Source organism: Aquimarina sp. I32.4, assembly GCF_002924285.1.
GTDB lineage: Bacteria > Bacteroidota > Bacteroidia > Flavobacteriales > Flavobacteriaceae > Aquimarina.
Window position 1 is genome coordinate 1 of sequence record NZ_PGUB01000136.1, and the last position, 9,615, is coordinate 9,615.

Annotated in this window: 9 protein-coding genes; 3 read left to right on the top strand and 6 right to left on the bottom strand. The window is 31.7% G+C overall.

Features of this window, described 5'->3' with window-relative positions; genetic code table 11:
* Positions 1–170 precede the first annotated feature (170 nt).
* From CVD18_RS19915 to CVD18_RS19935, 5 genes are all read right to left on the bottom strand, one after another.
* On the bottom strand, positions 171–620 hold the full coding sequence (locus CVD18_RS19915; protein ID WP_158250516.1) for an AraC family transcriptional regulator: 450 nt from the start codon (positions 618–620) through the stop codon (positions 171–173).
* Between the two features lie 79 nt (positions 621–699).
* The gene (locus CVD18_RS19920) at positions 700–1,515 is read right to left on the bottom strand and encodes a hypothetical protein (protein ID WP_103867256.1); all 816 of its coding nucleotides are present in this window, start codon (positions 1,513–1,515) and stop codon (positions 700–702) included.
* Positions 1,516–2,208: 693 nt separating this feature from the next.
* Positions 2,209–2,343 (bottom strand): hypothetical protein, encoded by a 135-nt coding sequence (locus tag CVD18_RS23430; protein WP_255409478.1) that lies wholly within the window; start codon positions 2,341–2,343, stop codon positions 2,209–2,211.
* Between the two features lie 498 nt (positions 2,344–2,841).
* Positions 2,842–3,240 carry a DoxX family protein gene (locus CVD18_RS19930; protein WP_103867258.1) on the bottom strand — a complete coding sequence of 133 codons (399 nt, stop codon included), beginning with the start codon at positions 3,238–3,240 and terminating at the stop codon, positions 2,842–2,844.
* A 22-nt stretch (positions 3,241–3,262) separates the two neighbouring features.
* Positions 3,263–4,417 (bottom strand): DNA polymerase III subunit delta', encoded by a 1,155-nt coding sequence (locus tag CVD18_RS19935; RefSeq protein ID WP_103867259.1) that lies wholly within the window; start codon positions 4,415–4,417, stop codon positions 3,263–3,265.
* 302 nt (positions 4,418–4,719) lie between these two features.
* On the opposite strand from CVD18_RS19935, the gene pgk reads away from it, so the two are divergent.
* The 3 genes from pgk (at position 4,720) to CVD18_RS19950 (ending at position 8,717) form a co-directional block, all read left to right on the top strand.
* A complete protein-coding gene (gene pgk / locus CVD18_RS19940; protein WP_103867260.1) occupies positions 4,720–5,907 on the top strand; it encodes a phosphoglycerate kinase in 1,188 nt (395 codons plus the stop codon).
* A gap of 211 nt (positions 5,908–6,118) precedes the next feature.
* Positions 6,119–7,705 carry a LysM peptidoglycan-binding domain-containing protein gene (locus CVD18_RS19945; RefSeq protein ID WP_103867261.1) on the top strand — a complete coding sequence of 529 codons (1,587 nt, stop codon included), beginning with the start codon at positions 6,119–6,121 and terminating at the stop codon, positions 7,703–7,705.
* A gap of 19 nt (positions 7,706–7,724) precedes the next feature.
* Positions 7,725–8,717, top strand: a complete 993-nt coding sequence (locus CVD18_RS19950) for a DUF4837 family protein (RefSeq protein WP_103867262.1) — start codon at positions 7,725–7,727, stop codon at positions 8,715–8,717.
* A 37-nt stretch (positions 8,718–8,754) separates the two neighbouring features.
* On the opposite strand, the gene CVD18_RS19955 is transcribed toward CVD18_RS19950, so the two are convergent.
* Positions 8,755–9,447, bottom strand: a complete 693-nt coding sequence (locus CVD18_RS19955) for a hypothetical protein (RefSeq protein ID WP_103867263.1) — start codon at positions 9,445–9,447, stop codon at positions 8,755–8,757.
* Between the last annotated feature and the right edge of the window lie 168 nt (positions 9,448–9,615).

Consider the following 9,615-nt stretch of genomic DNA (forward strand, 5'->3'; position numbering starts at 1 on the left):
TTATATCAATGATAAATTTATTCTTGTTGAGATGTGAATAGGATTCCATACGTTACATTTTGTGAGATCAAATGTAAGGTCAGAACAAGGAGATAAACAAGAAGTGGTTAAGTCGATTCCGTGAAAACGCCCCCTTTTCCGTGAAAACGCCCTTGTTAATTATATAAAATTTAGGAATTAAGTATTTTTATATATTCTGATGGAGTTATTCCTACTTTTTTAAAAAAAGAATTAGAAAAAGCTTTTGGCGTATTAAACCCTATTTTTTTTGCAATAACAGCTATTTTGTATTTCGAATAAGTTGGATCATTATCCAGTTTTTTTAATACATAATCTATCCTAAGATCATTAATATACTGAGTAAATTTTTTTTGCTTATGGATATTGATTGTTTTTGATAGATATTTACTGTTGGTATTTAATTCAGACGCAAGATTAGAAATTGTAATATTTGGTTTCAGGTAATTTTGGTTTTGCTCAAAAACCTTAAGTTTATTTAAATTTTTCTCCAAAATGTTATTTGGGAAATTAGTAATAGTTATATTTTTTTCAGCTCCTAAAAATAGTTTTTCAATATCAGATACATCAATATGTGAATTACCTTCTTCAAATAATTCCATAAGAGATTGGTTTAGGTCATCTAAATCTGATTTATAAATTAGACCTTGTTTGAAAATCTTATTATATAGCTCCCCCTTTTTACGACTCATCTTTACCTGCAACTTTCTTCATTGTCACTTCCAACTGTTCATCGTATTCTCCTAATTTGAGTTTGATATCTTCTTTCAAATCAGGGTTAGCTTGAGATGCTTTGACAGCAAAATCCAAAACATAGGTTCTGCGACTTGTAGTTATAAAATGAATCAACTCTTTTATTTTAAGACTTAACACAAAAAGAATCTCTCTATCATAATAATATTTCACAAGATAAATAGAAGACCATGAACTCAAAATGGTTAAGGTTGCAATTAGTATATGATAAGCTGTAACTGGTAAGTCTTGAGGTAAGACAAACCAAATTGTCATGTAAAATGATATTAAAAAAGATATCGTGTATAAAATCATAACAGAACGGTATAGGTATATGTTTGTTTTGAGTTTATCTCTTGAGTAAAGGAAGAAGAATAAGATGATAAACGAAAAAAGAATGTATGGTAATCTAATACCAAAACCGATTAAAAAAACTCTCAATGTTCTAAAACCAAAAACTCTATGATTATTTACTATTTGTTTTAGCTGAAAATTTAACAAGTCTGTTCTCGCACTTCTATCAATATCTAATGATTCTCGTTGCTCTATATATTCCAGATAAGTAATTTTATTTACTTCTAACTTTCCCTTTAATTGACAAAGCTTATTATCTTCTAATAGATTAAAGTCATCTATTTTCTTTTCAAACAATTTTACTGCTTCTGGTTTTTTAGGAAAGTTAATATGTAGTAAAGGTGCAATAAAAATAATTATTGCACCTATTACGATAAAAATTGGGATAAATACCTTTTTATTGCTTGTCATCTTGATCTGGTTCTTCAATTTTATCAGAGGCTAATAATTCAATTTCTTTAATTAAACTTATAAAATATTAAATTTAAAAAAAGAAAGCATACAAAAAATAGTTTAAAAAAATCGGATTGCTTTTTAGAAGTCGTCATAATTTCTATTGTGTATTTAAAAGTTAATAAGTGTTTGATTTACAGATAAAAATAATTTTATAAATCTAAATAAAGAGCCTTGAATATCAATTAATTTTATTGAATTTTCTTCTGATTTTTACTTGATTTGGGGGATAAACCCCGTATTTATTGTAAAAAAAACCTTAAAAAAGTCAGATTTGATTAGAAGTCTATTAATTTTCCACCTAATTAATTGATTAAAAGTTTTTTACATTTATATTTTAACCTTATTATTGATGCGGTTTTACAGTATAAAATGTTATGGAAAACCATAATGTAAAACATCAGTTTTATTTTTTGAATTATATCTTTCTTTATAAGTATCAAAAAAACTTGCTAGAAAAGATCATCTAATAGCTAAAAAAGCAGTGACACTTTCTTGTGAGCATTATCCAAGAAATCATTAGGTTTTACTATCCCCAGCGGTAGTTTGAGGTTCCCCAGCGTACTTTTACCCTTCCCCAGCAGTGGTTTGGGGTGTCCCAGCGCACTTTTACCCCTCCCCAGCAGTGTATTGTGATGTCCCAGCGTAGTTTTACTCATCCCCAGCGGTAGTTTGTGGTGTTCCTAGTTGGGTAAAAGATAGTCCACGTAACTTATATAAAACTCTCAGCGCAGTTTTACCTTTTCCCAGTGGTAGTTTGTGGTGTCCCAGCGCGGTTTTACTCATCCCCAGCGGTAGTTTAGTGTGTCCCTAGTTGGGTAAAAGATAGTCCGCGTAACTTATATAAGACTCCCCGCGCAGTTTTACCTTTTCCCAGTGATAGTTTGTGGTGTCCCAGCGCAGTTTTACCCTTCCCCAGCGGGGGTTTGGGGTGTCCCTGTTGGGTAAAAGATAGTCCGCGCTACTATATAAGGCATCCCAGCTACTGGGGACTATATATTCTGTGCGGGGACTAGTGTTTGTATAGCGTTGCTATAAAAATGAGGGGGTGTTATCGGTTGTATCTGCTGATATATCCTTGGTATCGCTCTGGGTGTTTTCTGAATAGGTGTTTGCCTGTATCACGAATCTCGTCTATGGCTTCTTTGAGATGGGTGGAGGTACCAGTTTTTTAGATATAGATGTATTTGCATTATCTGCAAAAGGATAAAACACCTTTAAACCAAAAAGAACAAAAAACCGCCTAAAAATTACTTTTCAGACAGCCTCTTGTTTTCTTAAAACTTATAAAGTAACCACATACAATCCAAAAACGGCAACTATAAAGTAACAAGTGATTGTTAGGGCTCCTTGATAATCTTTGGCTACTCTTTGTCCAAAAAGTAACATTAATAAGGTGATACATCCTAAAAACATTGCTGTAATAGCATAAACTTTATGATTGGCCACAATGAGTTCATAGATACCAACAATACAACAAATAGCAGTAACTACTTCAATGACTAAAACAATTGCCAATAATAGTGGAATCATATTACGCATAAAAGTAGCAGAAAAATGCTCTTTTAGCCAACTGAGATTTCCTTTCCAATCGGTTAGTTTATCGATACCAGATTGTAAAAATGTGATAAGAAGAAATAGTAAAATTGTTATTGAAACGATATTACTTATAAAATGATCCATAGATGTTATTTGATTTATTGTATTAGTAAGATTTCTTATGGAGTAGGCGGGTAAGCTTTATAGAAAGATCAGTAAGAATGATTTTTGCATTACCGTTTCGTTCAATATGATAAGCAGCATCCTGAATTTCTTTACTGATATCTATAATATTTGCACCATGTATAAATGGTGCAAATTTTTCTAGCTTAAAACCGCTAGTATTTGGTTCTAAATAGACCAAATCTTTTGCTCCATAATTAAGTAGCATTGCTTGTCTGAAAAAGTCAAGGCAATATTTTAAAAATTTCTTTTGAGTTTCTCTTCCTGTTCCTGCAATAGATTCACTCCAAGCAATCAGATCATTTACAGCTGATTTATTTCCTTTAGCCTTAAAAGCAGTACGTACCCATTGTATAAACCAATCTTCAAATTGATTGTCACCTCCATCATTATGTAATAAATGCAACGCTTTGCTATAATCACCATTAGCTTGATGCGCTACTTTTAGTGCTTTGGTATCAGAAATGTCTTCTACTTTTAATAAAGCATCTTTGATTACCTGTTCTCCCAAAGGAGGAAAATGTAATACTTGACATCTGGATCGTATAGTTTGTATAAGTTGTTCTTCATCCTCAGTAATAAGAATGAATATAGTTTTTGAAGGAGGCTCTTCTATTAGCTTAAGAAGCTTATTAGAAGCAGCGATATTCATTTTATCCGCCATCCAAATTAGCATCACTTTATATCCACCCTCATAACTTTTTAGCGAAAGCTTTTTTACAATTTCTAATGCTTCATCAACTCCAATTTGCCCCTGTTTATTTTCTATACCTAGAGAAAGATACCAGTCAAAAATACTTCCGTAGGGACTTTTAGCTACAAAACTTCTCCATTCCTCAGCAAACTGATCAGATGTAGGATGCTTTTTTACTTTATCATTTGTAGCAACAGGATATACAAAATGTAAATCTGGATGAGCCAGATGATCAAATTTTAGATTACATGCATCATTACCTCCAGTGTTTTCTTGATTTTGATTTTGGCATAAAATATATTGCGCATAAGCAATAGCCATAGGTAGGGTTCCACTACCATTTGCACCTACAAAAAGTTGTGCATGAGGTATTCTTTGGCGGTTAGCACTCGTTGTTAAATAACTTTTGATATGTTTTAACCCTAAAATTTCTGAAAATAGCATAGGCAAATATAAAAAGAAGTTCGATCCATCAGGTGTATAATACTATTTCTTACCCGAATTTATTCAGTAAAATATTGATGTAGTAACATAAAAAACAATCATCGGCTGTGGTTATAATTGTTTTTTCTTTGTACAAATTCAAACAAGCAACTTCAATATGTTTTTTTTATTGAAAAAGGATTTTTTATAAAAATTTGATAAAAGTGATGATTTATAGCTTTTTTAGTATAATTTTTTCAATAGATTTTGATGTTTTTAACTAAATAGAATTATTTTCGTTTGCGAAAAACCAATTCTCGGAGATGAAGACAATAAATGATTTTAATTTTGAAAATAAAAAGGCATTAATTCGTGTAGATTTTAATGTACCCTTAAATGAAAACTTTGAAGTAACCGATGCTACTAGAATTCAGGCAGCAAAACCTACAATAATCAAAGTTCTAGAAGATGGGGGGAGTGCTGTTCTTATGTCTCACTTAGGTAGACCCCAAGGAGTACAAGACGAGTTTTCTCTTAAGCATATTACAGATGATATTTCTGATATACTTGGTGTACAGGTAAAATACGTAGCTGATTGTGTTGGTCAAGAAGCAGAAGATGCGGTAGCAGCATTAAGCCCAGGAGAAGTTTTATTGTTAGAAAACTTACGATTTCATACTAGTGAAACAAAAGGAGATGTGACTTTTGCAGAGCAACTATCAAAATTAGGAGACATCTATGTTAATGATGCTTTTGGGACAGCGCATAGAGCACATGCTTCAACAACTATTGTAGCACAGTTTTTTGCTGATAATAAATGTTTTGGTAGCCTACTAGCAAAAGAAATAGAAAGTATTGATAAAGTATTGAGTAGCGGAGAAAAACCAGTAACTGCTGTTTTAGGGGGATCAAAAGTATCTTCAAAAATTACTATTATCGAAAATATTCTTGATAAAGTAGATCATTTAATCATTGGTGGGGGTATGACATATACCTTTGTTAAAGCTCAGGGAGGACAAATAGGGGATTCTATTTGCGAAGATGATAAACAAGAATTGGCTTTAGAAATTCTAAAGAAAGCCAAAGAAAAGGGAGTACAAATTCATCTACCAGTAGATGTATTGGGTGCTGATGCATTTGATAATGATGCAAATACCAAAGTTGTAGCTGTAAATGCAATTCCTGAAGGTTGGCAAGGGCTTGATGCTGGACCAGAAACAATAAAAAACTTTCACGATGTGATTTTAAATTCAAAAACTATTTTATGGAATGGCCCTTTAGGGGTTTTTGAAATGGAGAATTTTGCAAAAGGAACAATAGCACTGGGTAGTTCTATTGTTGAAGCTACAGAAAAAGGAGCATTCTCTCTTGTAGGAGGAGGAGATTCTGTTGCAGCTGTAAAACAATTTGGATTTGGTTCAAAAGTGAGTTATGTGTCTACAGGAGGAGGAGCAATGTTAGAAAGTCTAGAAGGTAAAACACTGCCAGGAATAGCGGCAATAGAAAAATAACAACAATATTTGTAAGAAAATACGCTTTTTTTAAGTGAAAAACACAAAAAACTACCATTTTGGCTGGTTTTTTGTGTTTTTAACCTTTTGATTGTTTGTAGTTTAGAAAAAAAAGTGCGATTTTCGCTCATGTATTGTTGATAACATGTTAAAAACAATATCTTACAACCTTAAATTTTTCTTAACCAAAAAAAGCAAATGCATTTATAAGATGAATAACTATTGCACATTATTTTTTACTTTTTTATTAGTTTCAGTCTCTTTAATAGGTCAAGAAACATCATCTCAGAATACTGATAAAGGTTTACCAAAAGACAATTCAGATGTAGAAAAAGAGTCCGTTGAAGCAGTCAAGGATGGGGCAGAAATAAAAACGATAACAGTAGCGTCTACTAGCACAAAAGATAGTGTGAGATATGTAGCAACGGATCATCATAAAATGTCAGAATTAGATTCTTTATGGAAACAAGAATTGTATAACTCTAGTCTTTTTGATACAATTTATAAATCAGTAAGAGAACTAGAGTATGAACCAGTAGTATATAAAGAGCTTCCTACTGATACCTTGAAAGCAAGGTTGGCAAGATTAAATGCTCGTACTCCTTTTAATGTAGAATACAACCCTTCTCTAGAAAGTGTAATTAAACGATATCTCAAAAATAGACGTAAGCATTTGCAGAGATTAATGGCATTGAGTGAGTTTTATTTTCCATTGTTTGAACAAGAATTAGATAAGCAGAATATTCCATTAGAGATAAAATATCTTGCCATTGTTGAATCTGCATTAAAACCTAGAGCAAAATCAAGAGTTGGAGCAACAGGTTTATGGCAATTTATGTTTGGTACAGGTAAAATGTTTGGTCTTGAAGTAAGTTCGTATGTTGATGAACGTATGGATCCGATAATGGCTACCAAAGCAGCATGTAAATATTTGGCAAATTTATATAAGGTATTTGGTGATTGGGATTTGGCATTGGCTTCTTATAACTCAGGGCCAGGTAATGTGACCAAAGCTATTCGTCGTAGTGGTGGACGTACAAATTACTGGAACATCAGACACAATCTACCAAGAGAAACAGCGGGATACCTTCCTGCTTTTTTGGCTACAATGTATATTTTTGAATATGCAGAAGAACATGGTTTTAAACCAAAAAGACCTGAATTTGCTTATTTTGAAACAGATACTATTCGAGTAAAACAAATGATTAGTTTGGATCAGGTATCAGAATACATGAATATAGACATAGAAGAGTTACAATTTCTGAACCCTTCATATAAACTTGATATAATCCCATATATCAAAGATGAAGATTATGTATTGCGATTACCATTGGATAAGATAGGACCTTTTGTAGCCAATGAAAATCAAATTTATACACTGGCAAAAACAGAGTTGAATAAGCGAGAAAAACCATTACCTAAGTTTTTTGAAGCAAATGATAGAACCAGATATAGGGTTCGTAGCGGAGATTATTTAGGAAAAATTGCTAGAAAGTATGGAGTAAGGGTTAGCCAGATTAAAAGATGGAATGGTTTACGTAGTAATAACCTTAGAATTGGACAACGTCTTACCATTTATCCCAGAAAGCCAGTAGTAGATAAGCCTAGAAAATCTAATAAAGTAATATCTAGAGTGGTAAGTAATAGTTCTGCAATGTATACAGTTAAATCTGGAGATACGTTATGGAGTATTTCTCAAAAATTTAATGGAGTATCTGTAGAAAATCTTAAAAATTGGAACGATATTAGTGGTAGTGGTATAAAACCAGGTATGAGATTAAGACTTTCTAAATCATAACCACAAACATCTTTATCTTATGAAAAAGTTATTTCTTGCAATTATTTGTCTATTCTGTATCATGAGTTGTACAGAGGCAAAAAAAGAAAAAAAACAAGAGATCGAAGGATCAATGGCACATTCTACAGGAAGAATCAATGAACTTGCAGTAATTGTTGATAATGACTTGTGGAAAAATAAAGTAGGGGATACGATAAGAAAATATTTTGGAGCAGAGGTTCCAGGATTACCCCAAGAAGAACCTTTGTTTTCTATGAGGCAAATGCCCATACAGGCTTTTACAGGGTTGACAAAGAAAAGACGTATATTCCTTTTGATACGAAAGGAAGAAGGGAAAACAGCAAAATACACTTTGATCAATAATAAATTTGCCAACCCTCAAGTTGGTGCTGTTATATCAGGAGCTACAGATGAAGAAATATTTGATTTGATTCAGAAACATCATGAAACGATCATTTCAAAATATAAAAGCGTTGAAACCAGTGAGAAGCAATTACTACTCAAAAAATCTGTAGAAAGAATTCCTCAACTTAAAGAGAAACTAGGAGTTACAATGACAATACCCTCTGCTTACCGTATTGCAATTGAAGAAGATAATTTTTTCTGGATACGTAAAACCGTTGAACATGGTAGTATGAATCTTATGGTTTATGAATTACCACTAGGTACTGTAACCAAAGATTCTAATACAGTTGCAAGTATTGTAAAGATGAGAGATTCTATTGGAATGGCAAAAATCCCTACATCAGAAGTAGGTAATTTTATTACAGAAGAAGCATATGCTCCTTATCTTTATGAAACCAATCTAGATGGTAGATTTGCGTTTGAAACTAAAGGTACTTGGGAAATCAAGGATCGTTTTATGGCGGGACCATTTGTTAATTATGCTATAGAAGATAATGCCAATAACAGACTGCTCGTATTAGAAGGTTTTGTGTTTGCCCCTTCTGTAAACAAGAGAGATAATATGTTTGAGCTTGAAGCAATTATGAAAACAGTAAAGTTTGAGTGATGTTTTTTAATTATAGACTTCGTGTTTTAGTGCCTTTTTACCTAATTACTTCAATAGGGATAAGGGCGTAATCAAAATATTTTTTGTTTTGGGAATCAATATAACTCTTGACTTTTTCTTTAACTGAAGATACAAGGGAATCTTTTGAACTATCTAAACGTTTTTTGCAAAATATAGAAATACTATCTTTTCTATATTTATAGATAACAATACTTCTAGCCTCTTTTTGATTTGGTTTTATACCCATAGAATTGGTAAGAACAGATACAGTACTCGTGTCAAAATATTTTTTTATATACTTATATAACTCTTTTCCAAATTGATTTTGAGTATTTATAGTATTACGATAATTTTCATATAATTTAATCCCATTAATGTTACTACATATGCTTGGATAATTAGCCTTTTTCAAATCCAAACTGATTACAATATCACTTACATACCATTTTGAAGACTTTTCTGATAATGTTATGACTTTATCAGAACTCATTATTATCTCAAAATTCTTATTCAACTCTTTCTCATAATCATATTGAACCTTAATAAAAGCAACAAAATCATTAAAGTCTTCTTGATTCTGTATCGAATGAAAAGTAAGAGAAAAATCTGTAATCATAATATCTAAGTCTTTTTCAAGAACCTTTTCTTCTTTTATAGTAGTACCACAATTTTGTAAAAAAACTAAACTAAAAGTAACTACAAAAGCATATAAGAAGACTTTATTTTCCATACATAAATTCATTTAAAATTAAATAATGACTAATATTTTGCAATTCTAATCCTACTTTGTCATCTTAGGTTTGATTGTTCTTTTCTTGGTCTCTTAGTAGTTGTTTGATGTATCTTTGATGCTGTTCAAGAATTAGATTTATAGCTAATTGCGGAGTTTCTATTTTAG

Coding starts and splice junctions, on each gene's coding strand:
- CVD18_RS19915 (WP_158250516.1), bottom strand. CDS start 620: ATGGAATTATTTGAAGAAGGTAATTCACATATTGATGTATCTGATATT.
- CVD18_RS19920 (WP_103867256.1), bottom strand. CDS start 1,515: ATGACAAGCAATAAAAAGGTATTTATCCCAATTTTTATCGTAATAGGT.
- CVD18_RS23430 (WP_255409478.1), bottom strand. CDS start 2,343: ATGAGTAAAACCGCGCTGGGACACCACAAACTACCACTGGGAAAAGGT.
- CVD18_RS19930 (WP_103867258.1), bottom strand. CDS start 3,240: ATGGATCATTTTATAAGTAATATCGTTTCAATAACAATTTTACTATTT.
- CVD18_RS19935 (WP_103867259.1), bottom strand. CDS start 4,417: ATGCTATTTTCAGAAATTTTAGGGTTAAAACATATCAAAAGTTATTTA.
- pgk (WP_103867260.1), top strand. CDS start 4,720: ATGAAGACAATAAATGATTTTAATTTTGAAAATAAAAAGGCATTAATT.
- CVD18_RS19945 (WP_103867261.1), top strand. CDS start 6,119: ATGAATAACTATTGCACATTATTTTTTACTTTTTTATTAGTTTCAGTC.
- CVD18_RS19950 (WP_103867262.1), top strand. CDS start 7,725: ATGAAAAAGTTATTTCTTGCAATTATTTGTCTATTCTGTATCATGAGT.
- CVD18_RS19955 (WP_103867263.1), bottom strand. CDS start 9,447: ATGGAAAATAAAGTCTTCTTATATGCTTTTGTAGTTACTTTTAGTTTA.